This is a genomic window from Nostoc sp., assembly GCF_036918245.1.
Lineage (GTDB): Bacteria > Cyanobacteriota > Cyanobacteriia > Cyanobacteriales > Nostocaceae > Nostoc.
In genome coordinates this window covers 41,976-56,372 of record NZ_JBALEF010000072.1, presented here as the reverse complement: position 1 = coordinate 56,372, position 14,397 = coordinate 41,976, and the positions used below count along the sequence as shown (strand labels likewise).

The 14,397-nt window shown below is 42.6% G+C and carries 12 protein-coding genes; 5 read left to right on the top strand and 7 right to left on the bottom strand.

All coding sequences use genetic code 11. The features are described from left to right. On the top strand, positions 1-919 hold a 919-nt coding region (locus V7L12_RS21325; protein WP_335087281.1), incomplete at its 5' end, for a HEAT repeat domain-containing protein. Between the two features lie 945 nt (positions 920-1,864). Then, positions 1,865-2,986: a calcium/proton exchanger gene (cax, locus tag V7L12_RS21320; RefSeq protein ID WP_335087280.1), complete on the top strand. Its 1,122-nt coding sequence runs from the start codon at positions 1,865-1,867 to the stop codon at positions 2,984-2,986. Positions 2,987-3,074: 88 nt separating this feature from the next. Here the strand turns inward: cax and V7L12_RS21315 are convergent, their stop codons facing one another. Further along, entirely contained in the window at positions 3,075-4,589 is a 1,515-nt protein-coding gene (locus tag V7L12_RS21315; protein ID WP_335087278.1) for a phenylacetate--CoA ligase family protein, read from the bottom strand. A gap of 215 nt (positions 4,590-4,804) precedes the next feature. On the opposite strand from V7L12_RS21315, the gene V7L12_RS21310 reads away from it, so the two are divergent. Together V7L12_RS21310 and V7L12_RS21305 are read left to right on the top strand one after the other, a co-directional pair. After that, positions 4,805-6,502 (top strand): serine/threonine-protein kinase, encoded by a 1,698-nt coding sequence (locus V7L12_RS21310; RefSeq protein ID WP_335087276.1) that lies wholly within the window; start codon positions 4,805-4,807, stop codon positions 6,500-6,502. 64 nt (positions 6,503-6,566) lie between these two features. Continuing rightward, positions 6,567-8,732, top strand: a complete 2,166-nt coding sequence (locus V7L12_RS21305) for a serine/threonine-protein kinase (protein WP_335087274.1) — start codon at positions 6,567-6,569, stop codon at positions 8,730-8,732. A 250-nt stretch (positions 8,733-8,982) separates the two neighbouring features. Here the strand turns inward: V7L12_RS21305 and V7L12_RS21300 are convergent, their stop codons facing one another. From V7L12_RS21300 to V7L12_RS21290, 3 genes are all read right to left on the bottom strand, one after another. Continuing rightward, positions 8,983-9,864, bottom strand: coding sequence for a TauD/TfdA dioxygenase family protein (locus V7L12_RS21300; RefSeq protein WP_335087272.1), 882 nt, complete (start codon positions 9,862-9,864; stop codon positions 8,983-8,985). Between the two features lie 129 nt (positions 9,865-9,993). Further along, on the bottom strand, positions 9,994-10,611 hold the full coding sequence (locus V7L12_RS21295) for an NUDIX hydrolase (protein WP_335087270.1): 618 nt from the start codon (positions 10,609-10,611) through the stop codon (positions 9,994-9,996). Between the two features lie 292 nt (positions 10,612-10,903). Beyond that, positions 10,904-12,106 carry a phosphoglycerate kinase gene (locus tag V7L12_RS21290; RefSeq protein WP_335087268.1) on the bottom strand — a complete coding sequence of 401 codons (1,203 nt, stop codon included), beginning with the start codon at positions 12,104-12,106 and terminating at the stop codon, positions 10,904-10,906. Positions 12,107-12,195: 89 nt separating this feature from the next. Here V7L12_RS21290 and V7L12_RS21285 point away from each other — a divergent pair, with 89 nt between their 5' ends. After that, positions 12,196-12,606 carry a universal stress protein gene (locus V7L12_RS21285; protein ID WP_335087289.1) on the top strand — a complete coding sequence of 137 codons (411 nt, stop codon included), beginning with the start codon at positions 12,196-12,198 and terminating at the stop codon, positions 12,604-12,606. 263 nt (positions 12,607-12,869) lie between these two features. Here V7L12_RS21285 and V7L12_RS21280 read toward each other — a convergent pair whose 3' ends face one another. The 3 genes from V7L12_RS21280 to V7L12_RS21270 form a co-directional block, all read right to left on the bottom strand. Beyond that, positions 12,870-13,157 (bottom strand): CPBP family glutamic-type intramembrane protease, encoded by a 288-nt coding sequence (locus tag V7L12_RS21280; RefSeq protein WP_335087267.1) that lies wholly within the window; start codon positions 13,155-13,157, stop codon positions 12,870-12,872. A gap of 33 nt (positions 13,158-13,190) precedes the next feature. Continuing rightward, the gene (locus tag V7L12_RS21275) at positions 13,191-13,463 is read right to left on the bottom strand and encodes a hypothetical protein (protein WP_335087265.1); all 273 of its coding nucleotides are present in this window, start codon (positions 13,461-13,463) and stop codon (positions 13,191-13,193) included. 135 nt (positions 13,464-13,598) lie between these two features. Continuing rightward, a complete protein-coding gene (locus V7L12_RS21270; protein ID WP_334924277.1) occupies positions 13,599-14,309 on the bottom strand; it encodes a GDYXXLXY domain-containing protein in 711 nt (236 codons plus the stop codon). Positions 14,310-14,397: the final 88 nt, after the last annotated feature.

Genomic DNA, 14,397 nt, shown 5'->3' with positions numbered 1-14,397 from the left:
GCTAGTGGCAGAAAGCTTAGGGAAAATTGACCCTGGCAACCAAAAAGCGATTGATGCTTTGGTGGAGTTAATCGGCAATCCACAACTGGATGATACTACCCGATGGCTAGTGGCAGAAAGCTTAGGGAAAATTGACCCTGGCAACCAAAAAGCGATTGATGCTTTGGTGGAGTTAATCGGCAATCCACAACTGGATGATAATACCCGAAGGCAAGCGGCAGAAAGCTTAGGGAAAATTGGCTCTGGCAACCAAAAAGCGATCGCTGCTTTAGTGGAGTTAATCGGCAAACCAGATACTACCCGAAGGCTAGCGGCATATAGCTTAGGGAAAATTGACCCTGGCAACCAAAAAGCGATTGATGCTTTGGTGGAGTTAATCGGCAAACCACAACTGGATTTTTCTACCCGATGGCTAGCGGCATATAGCTTAGGGAAAATTGACCCTGGCAACCAAAAAGCAATTGATGCTTTGGTGGAATTAATCAGCAAACCACAACTGGATTTTTCTACCCGATGGCTAGTGGCAGAAAGCTTAGGGAAAATTGACCCAGGCAACCAAAAAGCGATTGATGCTTTGGTGGAGTTAATCGGCAAACCACAACTGGATTTTTCTACCCGATACGAAGCTGCAGAAAGCTTAAGGAAAATTGGCTCTGGCAACGAAAAAGCGATCGCTGCTTTGGTGGAGTTAATCGGCAAACCACAACTGGATCATTCTACCCGAAGGCTAGCGGTATCTAGCTTAAGGCAAATTCTGTCAGAGAAACAGATGCCGAGTGTTATCACCGTGTTGAAGGATTACTTATCACCTGAAACTTACAAAAATGACTTTGAGCAATTTAATAATTGCTACAAAGTTATCTGGAAGTACGCCCAAAGTATGCCCTACTCTGCTTTTTATCAAGCTTGGCATCAATAAGAGAAAGTGAAAGATGGAGAGTAGGAAAGAAAAATACTTCCTCCAGCCAAAACATAAGGGAAATGTAGAAACAGCAATCTCTTGTAAAGACGCGATTCATCGCGTATCGTAAGCGTCTCGTAAATCTATCGCGTCCGATCTTTCCGCAATCTAGGGAATGCGTAGGCGTAGCCCGTCGCAGACATCGCCCCTAGTAAAACAGATATTGTAAATAGAATGGCAATGCGATTGTTTTTGCGATCGCCGCGATAAGTTAATTAAAAGACTTCAAATAAAAAAATATCCCAAAACTGACGCAAAAATCTTCTCTATTTCTCCTCTCTCTGCGTCTCTGCGGTTAGTTTATTTGGATAATTTATTTCTTGGAAATCCCTAACGCTCTTTTAAGAGTGATGGAAAAGCGTTAATTGTAATAAGTAGCAATTACAGCAGTCAAAGGGATTAGTTTATTTACCAGCTTCATCCATCTTTAGCCAGTTAGCAAAGTTTTTCGCAGCAGATAAAATTCTTTAGGGAAAGGAAATTTATATACTGTAAGTTCTTTAGTAAGTGTTACAGACAAAGAAAACTGCTTCTATTGTGCAGTTACAGCGTATTTCAGGTAAATGAAGTACACGGGTAGGGGCACAACATTGTTCATACGTGTCAACTTAAGTTCAAACGCTTATCCCGCAGGCCTTTTACCCCCCTTAATCCCCCCTTAGAAAGGGGGGAAACAAGAAAATCCAGTTCCCTCCCCTTTCCAAGGGGAGGGTTAGGGTGGGGTAACGCGGATCGTGATGGGAAGCCAGAGAACTGAATATCACGTCTTTATAAGGGTTTTACGTTAAGTTGATACCAATGAACAATGTTGTGCCCTTACGATAATCTGTACCTCACGCCTGTTGCAATCTGCTGTATTTCAATGAATTAAACAATAGTTATCATTATTAGAGTTATATACTCATGCCAACCGAACTCAAAAATATACAAACTAAAAATCTAATTTCAATAGGTTTGCTAGTTTTCGTTCCTATTGCTATTGTGGCAGAAAAGTTAGAATGGGATGCATTAACGGTGTTTGGACTTTCAGCACTTGCAATTATTCCGTTAGCAGTTTGGCTGAGTAAGGCCACAGAAGAAATTGCTGTGGTTTTAGGGCCTTCTATAGGAGGCTTGTTAAATGCAGTCTTCGGGAATGCAACTGAGCTAATTATTGCTCTAGTAGCTCTCAAAGCAGGCTTGGTAGATATTGTTAAAGCCAGCATTACTGGGGCTATTATCAGTAATTTACTGCTGGTAATGGGGCTATCTATGTTGCTGGGAGGATTACGCTATAAAGAGCAGACTTTTCAGCCAATGGCAGCGCGAGTCAATGGCTCGACAATGACACTAGCAGTGATTGCAATTGTACTGCCTGCAATGGTGATCACTACATCTAATGTGGTCGAGCAAAGCGCTATTACTAATCTGTCGATTTTTGTAGCAGTCATTTTAATTGTAGTTTATGGTTTTACGCTGTTATTCTCCTTGAAGACTCACAGCTACCTCTACGATGTTGGGGTTGTAGAACTAGAAGGTGTTTCTGAAGACGAGGCCGCCACAGAGCAAGATAAACATTCAAAGCCAAACTTGAGCCTTTGGGTTGGTGTTTTGCTTGTGGCAACCATTGGTATAGCGTTCATGTCTGAGATTTTTGTTGGTGCAGTTGAAGAGGCAACAAAAGGACTAGGATTGACACCTTTGTTTACCGGAGTAATTTTATTACCACTAGTTGGAGGTGCAGCCGAATATGTAACTGCTATCCGAGTAGCGATTAAGAACAATATGGATTTGGCAGTATCTGTAGCAATGGGATCGAGTCTACTAGTTGCTTTGTTGGTTGCGCCGCTCCTTGTGCTAGTTGGGCAGGTAATTGGACAACCAATGGATTTAAACTTTAACTTGTTTGAGGTTGTTGCAGTGATCATTGCAGTGGTTATTGCCAACTTAATTAGTTTGGATGGTCGCTCTAACTGGTTAGAGGGGATGTTGCTGCTAGCAACCTATGCTATACTGGGTGCTGCCTTCTACTTCCATCCAGTTTGAGCGCTAATCGGGCAATGGCGCTGTTATGCCATTAATTATATCTGGCTGATTATTAAACGCTTTTTGGAGATGAAAGCGAAACCAAACTCTATTGACGGGTATAACGATGTTTCACCCCAATCGGGAAATATTCAAAATCACCCATTGGCGCTAATGTAACTTGTGGTGTTTGATATTCTGGGGGAACATAATTAGCAAACTCGCTATTTAAGCGGAGCAGTTGTGAAAGAATAGAAGATGCGATCGCTTCCCTTAAAGCTTCACTACCCTCTACTCCTGGTGCTAATTCCACAACTACAGATAAAAATCGATTTTTGTCAGCATCTTCCTTCACCTGCAACACGAATTTACCCGTCACCCAATCTTGAATTACTGGTTGCTCTAATCCCACAGTCACATTTTCTGGATAGATGTTTGCGCCAAAGTAGGAAACTGTAAAGTTAGAACGCCCGAAGACATAAACGAAAGGTAGCTGATGAATACCTCTAGGTGAGTTTTGAGCTTCAGAACGGAGATTTTCGAGTGGGTTAAATCCCCATTCAGCTAAAAATTGCAGCATGGCATCATAACTAATTATCCCGCCAGTATCTAAGATGTCATAGCGTACTAAGGGAATACCGTTATCTCCCGAAAACAGCAATCCGCCATCTTGAACTTCAAAAAAGCGATTGCAAGGATCATACTGTACTAACGTGGGTAAACGCGATTCCCCAAATAAAGCTCTAGCTGCATCAGGCTTTTCTGCCAAAAAACGGCGAATGCTGATACTTAACGGTGTTTCATTACCCAAAACTCCCGCATCCGCAGTGCCGTAGAGTGATGCAAAATCATAACAAGGATTTTGTGAACCAACTCTTTCGCCAACTAAACTCCGCCATTCTTCACTAAATACTTCTCCTGCCATCACTAATTTAATCTGATATTGCTGCCACTCCACACCACGAGCGATACCAGTATCAATCACATCTTTTAAAAATGGCGGGTATCCCAATAACACAACTTGCTCAAAACCTGAGCCTAGTTCTTGGACAACTCGCAAGATTTCTTCTTTGTTGTTACCAGGAGTAATTACAGTGATGGGATAACCTTTGCTAGCAAGATAACGACAGCAATTGGTGGTAAACATCCCACCTACCCAAGTGCCTAAAGAGAAACAAATCACTGCTAGGGTACGTCTGGTATCTGCATAGAAACTATCGTGAAAAATCTGTTCAAAGCGTGTAGCGATTTGGAGTTCATCTGTGAAAAAACGAGGCCAAAATGTCGGTTTCCCACTGGAACCTGATGAAGCAGCTATCATGTCGCACCCTTGGAGTTGTCCGTTGCGGCACAAGTCAGCTAGAGGATAACGCAGTATATAATTTTGTTTAGCGATCGCTGGTAATTTCTGAAACTCTTCCAAGGTTTGAATAGTCGCGGGATTAATTTCCCTTTCTGCTAAAAACGCCTTGTAGGCAGGTACATTCGCCGCCACATCGTGAAATAAACTCAACGCTGCCGAAGTTTGAGTGTTGAGATGCCGTTGCAGTATCGTTTCTAAGGGGGTAGACAAAAAGTCTTCAAATGCTTTAATTACTTGCTGCTGTCTTGATTTGCCGTTCATGACGCTTGCTTATTTATTCTGAAGTAGAACCAACACCGTTTAAAATAATTCGTAATTCGTAATGACGCTTTCTACGAGACGCTGCGCGTAGCTTGCTTCTCTGTAAGAGTACGATGACTCGCTAACGCTGCGCTAACGTAATTCGTAGAATATCCGAAAATGAGGGTATGCGCGTTGTAGTCATTCCATAAAACCTTAATTTATCCTTCAGCACCATGCAGCTCTATTGCAGTAAACAACACACAAATAATGGTAGTAACCGCTTTTGTACCCATTGTGGTGAACCATTACCTCTTGCTGTGGGACAGGTTGTGGATAATCGCTATCAAATTATCCGTCATCTAGGGCAAGGTGGCTTTGGACGCACCTATTTGGCGGAAGATATCAATAAATCCCATCAAATCTGTGTGCTGAAGGAATTTGCACCCCAAGTACAAGAAAATCAAGATTTACAAAAAGCTAAAGAGTTATTTGAAAGAGAAGCCAATGTTCTGAAAAAACTCCAGCATCCACAGATTCCCCGTTTTCACGCCTCGCTACAAGTGAAGATAGGCACTAAAGATTTTTTCTTTTTAGTACAAGATTATGTGGATGGTGATAATTACTACCAATTATTAGAACAGCGTCAAAGTCAAGGAAAGACTTTCAGTGAAGAGGAAGTAATCACCCTTCTGCAACAAATTTTACCTGTTTTATCATACATCCACTCACAAGATGTAATTCACCGTGATATCTCTGCCGATAATCTAATCTGGCGGCGTTCTGATAATTTGCCAGTACTAATTGATTTTGGTGGCGTTAAGCAATTGCCAGCTTCTCAAGGTTTTTGGCGTACCAAGTTAGCTGAAAATAATACTTTGTTGGGTAAAAAAGGCTACGCTCCAGAAGAACAGCTACGGCAGGGAAAAGCCTTTTTTAATAGTGATTTATATTCTTTAGCGGTGACATCACTGGTGTTGCTCACAGGTGAAGAACCACAAAAATTATACGACAGCTATCAGGGAATTTGGGGGTGGGGGAAACAAATCCAAGTGAGTCCCCAACTGGAAGCGGTGTTAAAAAAGATGCTAGCTTATAGACCGAGCGATCGCTACCAACGAGCCGAGCAAATCCTCAGAGATTTACCATCGCCAACTGCGATTAAATCTCTAGGTAATTCTATTACTAGCAAGATTAAGACGATGGTAGTTGCTCCAGGAAGACAACGCGCCAATACTGTTGTAAGTCGATTCCAGAGGCAAACGCAAGCAATTGCTAAACCGGCATCTTTCCCTGTTTGGATTCGCCCTTTTATGATGAGTTTAGGGGGAACGGCTTTAATTGTCTTAACTGGTGCAGGTGCTTGGGCAGTGGTAAATGCAGTGATTAAGAGTGTAACTTCAATTACTATCCCATCAATCTCATTACCGCAAATTCCCCAGTTTCCAAATCCCAATGGTAAACCAGGTAGCGACAAAGGAAATAGCAACCTCCAAAAAATTATCAGTCGTCGTCAAGAGCTAGAAATTACTGAAGGATTTTTTATTCGCACAGTAGATGATTTATTTTATACAAGAAAACCAGAATTAAAAGGACGTAGCCTGACATCTAAATCTGAAGACGCTGGTTTACGAGATGAATGGTCTGGTTTCGCTGACGATTTATTGGATAAATTAGAACAGGCTAACCTAAGTACAGCAGCTCGTCAGAAATTAGGAAACTATAGTCAAAAAGATTACGATACATGGAGACGACAAGCGCGATCAGGGCAGTTTGGGAACTATACAATCGATCAATTGACTAAAGACACAAATGAAAAATTCGATCAGTTGTTTCCCACTCAGCAGCGTAAGAAACTCAATCAACAGACTTTCGGTCAAATTTGGTATGCGATCGCAGCCGATCAAGTCAGTAAAGTACAATCTGGCAAATAAGAAGACTGGGGAAGAATAACTAATAACTAATAACTAATAACTAATGACAAATGACAAATGACAAATGACAAAAATATATTGTTCTAAAGGACATGAAAATTCCTCAGGTAGTCGCTTTTGTCTCCAGTGTGGTGAAATGTTGGATACGCCCATGAGTTATAGTATCCAACCGGGACTGACTTTAAGCGATCGCTATGTGATAGTGCGTCAAATTGGCCAAGGTGGCTTCGGACGCACTTATTTAGCTGAAGATGTCAACCGTTTCCGCGAACTTTGTGTTTTAAAAGAATTTTCCCCCCAAGTTCAAACCGCTTACGTTGTCCAAAAAGCTGAAGAACTCTTTGAAAGAGAAGCGAGTGTTCTTTATAAACTGCAACATCCTCAAATTCCCCGCTTCCGGGAACTGCTGCGGCTAAATTTAGGAGGCAAAGAATATCTGTTTTTGGTGCAAGATTATGTAGAAGGGGAAACTTACAATTCTTTGTTAAATGCCCGAATACAACAGGGTCTGCGCTTTACAGAGACGGAAATACGCCAATTGTTTCTTTCAATTTTGCCAGTGTTGGAATACATTCACTCTCTAGGAGTAATTCACCGAGATATTTCCCCAGATAATTTAATGCTTCGCACTGTTGACAAACTGCCAGTTTTAATTGATTTTGGCGGTGTCAAACAAGTAGTAGCAACCGTGGCTTCCGAATATTACCAACCTGGTATGGTTGCACCTCCGCCAGCGCCAACCTTATTGGGTAAAATCGGATTTGCGCCCCCAGAACAAATGCAAACAGGGTTAGTCTCTCCCCACAGCGACTTGTATGCAATGGCTGCAACAATGTTGGTTTTACTGACAGGAAAACAACCCCAAGAATTAATTGATACTTATACTCTGAGTTGGCAATGGCGACGGGAAGTTAATCTGAGTCAAAATTTGGTACAGGTATTAGATAAAATGCTATCTCCTAGACCAAGCGATCGCTATCAATCAGCCCGTCAAGTACTCCAAGCCCTGAACCCGCCCTCGGCTAACTATCCCCCAACTCAATATCCCACTCCACCACAACCCACATCCGCCACTGTCGCCGTCTCCCCACCTTCCCCAACTCCTACCGAAGCTAAAGCTACATATCCCTCATATCCCTCATCTTCCCCCTCTTCCTCCTGGTGGACGCCAACAAAAACCTTCCTAGTAGCGGCACTAGTCGCTGGTAGTGTGGGATTAATTTGGTGGGGATTGAATGGCAGGCGAGATATCGGGGAAGTCCAACCTAACCCTACAGCCAGCCCTACTCCAACTAGCGAACAACCAACCGATCCTCTAGCGCAATATTCGTCAGCAGAAAGAGAACGCAAAGAAAGATTAAGCGATCGCCGTCAACAATTGGGTATCGACTCTAACTTCTACGTGAACTTGGTAAATCAAGTTTTTTGGGACAGAAATCCCAGTTTACGGGAACGTACTCTCGGTAATGGCCCTGAAGATGAAAGTTTGCGTGCAGAATGGGATAAAACAGCTTCGGAATTGCTAGAAAAGCTTGCACCATTGAGTAATGATGCACGCCAAAAACTGGGAACTTACACAACTGCTGAACGCGATCGCTGGAAAGTTGAAGTCAACAAAATTAACGTTGGTAGTCGTTCTTTGTATGATTTGGCAAATGCTGCTTTCTTAAATGTATTCCCACAGCAGCGTGGTAAAGATTTCCGAAATCAGCCCATTGGACAAGTTTGGTACGGTTTTGTTAGCGATAAACTCAGTGCTATCCTCGACCGTAGCGCTTTCCAGAAACTTGTCTTTGATCCGGGCGCTACTGGCAAAACAGTCAACGGTACTCTTCAACCTGGTGATGGTAAAGTATTCATTGCTGGACTTGCCAAAGAGCAATCTCTGGACTTGAAGCTACAAGGAAATTCCCAAGTTTTGTTATCAGTCTATTCACCCTCAGGCAAAATCCAATTTTTAGAAGATTCTACCAAGCGTAGTTTGTCAACTAAATTACCAGAAAATGGATTTTATGAGTTTGTCGTAGTTTCCACAGCAACGAAACCAGTAGATTATCAACTCACTATTACAGCGGAAAATCCCACTCCTCTCCCATTTCCAACAGCAACGCCCACGGTAACATCCACGCCGACACTAGCCCCCACGCCAACGCCAACGCCAATACCCACGCCTATAGAAACCTCCACACCTGAACCTACACCAATACCAACTCCTGAGACAACGCCTTAGTAGTCTGTCAAGTTTAAATTGATAGGTAAGCAAGTTCGTAGTAAGCACTTTATTCCTTAATTTTCTAAGCACTAAAGTGCTTACTACAAACCCTCTTGCATGAATCAATGAGCTTTCACCCTAAATCCCTCTCCCAAGCTTGGGAGAGGGACTTTGAAATTGGCTCCCCTTCTCCCAATTTTGGGAGAAGGGGTTGGGGGATGAGGGCGAATTTTGCATTTGTGCAAGAGGTCTATTGTAGTAGTGTCTTTCAACTTGTCTCTACTACACCTAAACGCAACGCAATTCGCTGGTGCTTCGTTGAATTGTATGGTGTGCCTCTGTGCATTACCTGTGAGTTGTCCCAAAAAACAATATCTCCTGGCTGCCAAACATGGGAGTAGACTGGCGTGCAGTCTAGAACAGTCGCAAACAAATCTTCCCAAAAACGTTTTGCTGACTCTGGTCGATCTTCCATACCAAGTGCGATCGCAGTGTCCGAACCTAAATATAATCCTTTTTTACCAGTGACTTTGTGAGTGGACACAATGGGATGCAGTTTCTTCGGTATATCAGTATCTACATTGGGTTTTTTAAAAAACACTGGTGGCGAGTGATACATCGACATCTGCTCTAACTGCTGCTGATGTTGAGGATCTAGGTTATTGTACGCTTCTACCATATCAAGGAACTCGGTAGTGTGAGGTTGCCCATCTACACCTTGCGGCACTTGTATTCCATAAAGCATCACAACATATAGTGCGTTCATATCCAGTCCCTCTGTACTGGGGAGACCATCTTTATCATGATGCCATTGCCACGCATATTTATCGGCTGGATTGGGAACTGGCCCCTTCGGATTGCCCAATATATAAACATATTGGCTTTGTAAGTCTGGACTAATATCGGGATCTAATGTTTTAGGAGGGCCGCCAAACATAAAATCACCAAAAGTCTGCTTGGCAAATTCTTTTAATTGTTGTGCGGTAAGCTGCTGCTGTCTGACGACTACAACGCCATGTTTCCAAAGTGATTCTTTTAATTCACGCGACTCTAGATTTGTGAGGCAGTTAAGATTGCAACCGCGCAGGACTTCAATTCCGAGTCTTGAATGGTGCTGGATTAGGTGTGGTTGTTGAGTAATTTGAGTCATTGCTATGCATTTATTTTGGCAGCAAACTATCGAAGCAAACTATATAGTTAATTAGTGTATATAGTAAATTTGTGTAGTAGTATCTTACCTAAAAAAGTTGGCAAAGTATATTAAATATTCAAGGGGCTACTAATCAAAGTCTGTCGGTAAATCTGGTTGGCGATAATGTTGAAAAAGTCGATTTATTTGTACTGGTGTCACACGTCCGAGAGAAAGTTCTGGTAACGCACCTTCAGGGAAAAAACCTACTTCTTCAGTTTCAATACTTGATGATGGAGAACCACCGATAAGTTCACAATGAAAAAACAGCTTGTAGACATAAAACGGTAATGGTGGATGTCCCTGTTTGTTTCTGTCATAGACTGCTAGAAGTTTGATAGCGCGTGCTTGATATCCCGATTCTTCATATACTTCTTTCACAACTACTTCACTAGGCGACTCACCAACATCAGCCCATCCACCAGGTAAAGTCCAACAGCCGTCTACTCGTTCCTTGACTAACAATATAGTATCATCACGAAAAATTGCTCCTCGTACATCAACTTTGGGAGTTGCATATCCTAATTCACGGCTAAATAAATCGAGGACATAGCTGTGTTCTACATTTGAGTAACTCGCCATGATTTCCGTGGCGATCGCTCGTAATTGTTTGTAACGTTCGATATCAAAAGGGTTTTCAGAATAAGTCAAACCATTTTGAGCGATCGCTTGTAACTTTTGTGCCCATTCCAGCCATTTTGTTTCCACAGTTTTTTCTCCTATCTACAGTAGGGGTGCACATCTGTGCATTGGTGTCAACTTAAGCTGAAAGCTATATCAGGTAGGTGTTTTATACATCATCTCACGCCCTCATCCCCTAACCCCTTCTCCCAAGGGAGAAGGGGAATTAAATCTCAGGCTCCCCTCTACTTAGGGGAGAGGGGCTGGGGGTGAGGGTAAAACGTTCTCACCAAGCGGGTTTCACGTTAAGTTGACACCAATGACAGATGTGCGCCCCTAACGATGGTTTAATTACCTGAAAATTGCTGTAACGTCTGTATTAAGCATCATCTAAAGCTGCAATTCCAGGCAATACCTTGCCTTCAAGTAACTCCAAGCTAGCGCCGCCGCCGGTGGAGATGTGGCTCATTTGGTCGGCTAAACCAACCTTTTCCACAGCCGCTACTGAGTCGCCACCGCCAATGATGGTAGTTGTACCAGTTTTACCGATTTCGGCGAGGGTATGAGCGATAGCTTCTGTACCTGCCGCAAACTTATCAAACTCAAACACACCCATCGGCCCGTTCCAAATTACCGTTTTGGTATCTGCAAGGGCATCTTGGAAAAATTTCACCGAATCTGGCCCAATATCCAAACCCATCCAACCATCGGGGATATTCTCAATGCTAACGGTTTGAGAATTGGCATCAGGAGCAAAATTATCTGCCAATACCACATCTGTGGGAAGCAATAAAGCAACGCCCCGTTCTTTAGCCTTAGCTTCCAAAGACTTCGCTAGTTCTAGCTTGTCTTCTTCTACCAAAGACTTACCAACGTTCAAACCACGGGCTTTGTAGAAGGTGAAAATCATCCCACCACCGATGATCAGCTTGTCGCACTTCTCCAGCAGTGTTTCAATCACGCCAATTTTGCTGGAAACTTTGGAACCACCAATAATTGCCGCTAAAGGACGTTGGGGATTTTCAATGGCATTTTGCAGATATTGCAATTCCTTCTCAACCAAATATCCAGCTACAGAAGGGCTGAGGAATTTAGTTACACCTTCAGTAGAAGCATGAGCGCGGTGTGCAGTACCAAAAGCATCATTTACATAAAAATCAGCATTAGCTGCCAATTTTTTCGCAAATTCTGGGTCGTTTTTCTCTTCTTCTTTGTAAAAACGGACATTTTCGAGTAACAGCACTTGACCATTTTGCAACGCGCCAACTTTAGCTGCAACTTCATCGCCAATGGAGTCATCAGTTTTAATGACTTCTTGCCCCAGTAACTCAGACAGACGCTTGGCAACGGGAGTTAGGCGTAATTTGTCATCCACACCCTTGGGACGGCCAAAATGGCTAGTGAGAATGACCTTAGCTCCCTTCTGCGTCAAATCTTGAATGGTTGGTAGAGCAGCGCGAATGCGAGTATCGTCGGTAATGTTGCCTTGATCGTCCACAGGCACATTAAAGTCAACCCGCACTAAGGCACGTTTCCCAGAGATATCAGCCGAAGATAAACTTGCTAAACTTTTTTTGGACACACCAAACTCTCCTGATTGCCTTTTTGTTATTGTTTTGAAAGTAGAACCATCAAGATTTTACCGGAGTCAGGGGTACCCAAGTGACAGATATATTTAAGACAGTATTATTTCCTATCGATCAAAGCCGGGAAACGCGGGAAGCTGCTGATGTTGTTACCAACGTAGTCAAAAAGTACAGCAGTCGCTTGGTGCTGCTGTCTGTGGTAGAAGAACCGCTTCCAGACGCGCCCAGCGCAGACGATCCGATGGTGTCGCCAGAGGTAGTTGCGAAACTGCTGGAAAATGCCCAATCTTTATTTTCTGGGCAAGGAATTCAATCTGAAACCCTAGAAAGGCGAGGCAAACCAGCTTTTACGATCTGCGATGTCGCTGATGAAATTGGGGCAGATTTAATTATCATGGGCTGTCGGGGGCTAGGTTTGACTGAAGAGGGAGCGGATGATAGTGTTACTACTCGCGTGATTAACCTTTCCCCTTGCCCAGTGCTGATTGTGCCTTAGCAGTGTGTTGCTGAATACTGGTATATTTCTAGCGCGATCGCTAATAAAAAGTTCTGCGGTTGTTGTAAAAACGGGGCTGAGGAAGGTTGTCCTAGATTTAGTCGTGCTAAATACAGGCATCAAGTTTTAGCCTTAATCGAGCATTATTGACTTCTGCCTCCTGCCTCCTGCCCCCTGCCTGCTTAAACCTTAGTGTTCTGAATTTTTTGATTATTATCTAATTTTCTGATTTCTCCAAAAACAATTAACCAAACTACTACAATTCAGTGAATTAAAACGATCGCAAATAAAGATCCTGTTAGGTTATATGCAACAGTACATATAACTCCCAAAAATCTAGCTAAAAAAAGAAAAACATGATTATAAAATGTGGCAATTCCAGCTTTATAAAATGTTTTAGCATTCAATGGATGATACAAAACAAATAATAATAAATTCACTATTGCCCACAAAGCCCCTTGAAACCAATTGGTGATTTCGCTAGGATTAGGAAGCAAGAAAACGCGAAACAAGAGTTCTCCAACAATCGCAGGTAAAAAGAAACAACGCAATATTAATAAGTATTTATCAATCCATTTTGCAGATTAAAGTTCCATCTGTAAAAATCCAAATTTCCAACCATAAGGTAGAGCAAGAATACTATAAATTATCAACAGTACAACAACAACTAACCAATCTTTTAGCCTCGGAACTACTAAGGACGCTAAAGTGCGATTTAAAAGAATTGAAAGTGGTGAAATATTGGTGAAGGGAATCTTAATTTGTCCCAACAGTACTGTTGGTGCAATGCGTGTAATATTAGGTTGCCAACCACCGACTTGATTGGTTCGTAATACTTGCATAGTTGCACATAGCATTTCTATGTCTCTACATTCTTTATCACCAAATGTCTAATGACAAACAGAAAATTCTGAGCGTCGTAAGTCGGCGCTCAGAACTTCAAAGACAAACCTGGCGTGGTGTAAACATGCACTGTTTATTTGCCCAACAGTTTAAAAACGATAGTTGCGATCGCGCACCCACATACTAAGTGGCACTGCCTTACCTTGTGGATCTACTTTCGCTTTTACCACAATAGGTGGTACTTGTCCTCTGCGGGCGCGTTGGGCTTGTAAGTCGTTCTGAATCTGCTGCCGTTGGTTTTCTGGGATGTAATATGTTTCCAAGCCGTAGTTAACAGAGCCATCCTGATAAACACCTTTTAAGGCTGCTTGGTTGGCTCTAAGAGTTGTAGGGCGATCGCTACTTACTCGTAACGGTCTCCAAGCTCTCGGAACACCGCGACCAGAAGATAATTGCTCTTGCAAAGTTACGTAAATATTGGTTCCTTCAGGCAATCTTCTGCCGCTTCCACGACCTTTGCTGACTAATGTTTGCCAGCCAGGTAGTCTGCTCAAATTTGAGGTACGGGATATGTTGTAATCTAACGCTAAGGTGTTACCTTCTATTACATTGTTAGGGTCTACAGGTACGGTTTGTAAAATCACCGTCTTACCTGTTACGTCTGTATAAACTGCTTGGGCTGGTACTGCCATAATTAGCCCTGTTTGCAGCGCCAGGGGAGCAAGTAACCGCCAAAAAGGTAAAGGCTTATTCGATTTTTGTTCAGTAGCAATCAAGTAATCCCGAAAAGTCACCTTATTGGAAAATTCGGCTTCGGGAGACAAGGGTTTATTTTTAGATTCAGAAGAAGTATTAGTCATGAGCGTAGTCCTAAAAAGCAGAGGTCTTGAGGAGGTTAAAAGTAACGAGATTAGGACTGACGCAGAGAAACTTAAAAATTTTGATGCA

Excerpts from the sequence above, each read along its gene's own strand:
- cax (WP_335087280.1), top strand. The coding sequence starts at position 1,865 with ATGCCAACCGAACTCAAAAATATACAAACTAAAAATCTAATTTCAATA.
- V7L12_RS21315 (WP_335087278.1), bottom strand. The coding sequence starts at position 4,589 with ATGAACGGCAAATCAAGACAGCAGCAAGTAATTAAAGCATTTGAAGAC.
- V7L12_RS21310 (WP_335087276.1), top strand. The coding sequence starts at position 4,805 with ATGCAGCTCTATTGCAGTAAACAACACACAAATAATGGTAGTAACCGC.
- V7L12_RS21305 (WP_335087274.1), top strand. The coding sequence starts at position 6,567 with ATGACAAAAATATATTGTTCTAAAGGACATGAAAATTCCTCAGGTAGT.
- V7L12_RS21300 (WP_335087272.1), bottom strand. The coding sequence starts at position 9,864 with ATGACTCAAATTACTCAACAACCACACCTAATCCAGCACCATTCAAGA.
- V7L12_RS21275 (WP_335087265.1), bottom strand. The coding sequence starts at position 13,463 with ATGCTATGTGCAACTATGCAAGTATTACGAACCAATCAAGTCGGTGGT.
- V7L12_RS21270 (WP_334924277.1), bottom strand. The coding sequence starts at position 14,309 with ATGACTAATACTTCTTCTGAATCTAAAAATAAACCCTTGTCTCCCGAA.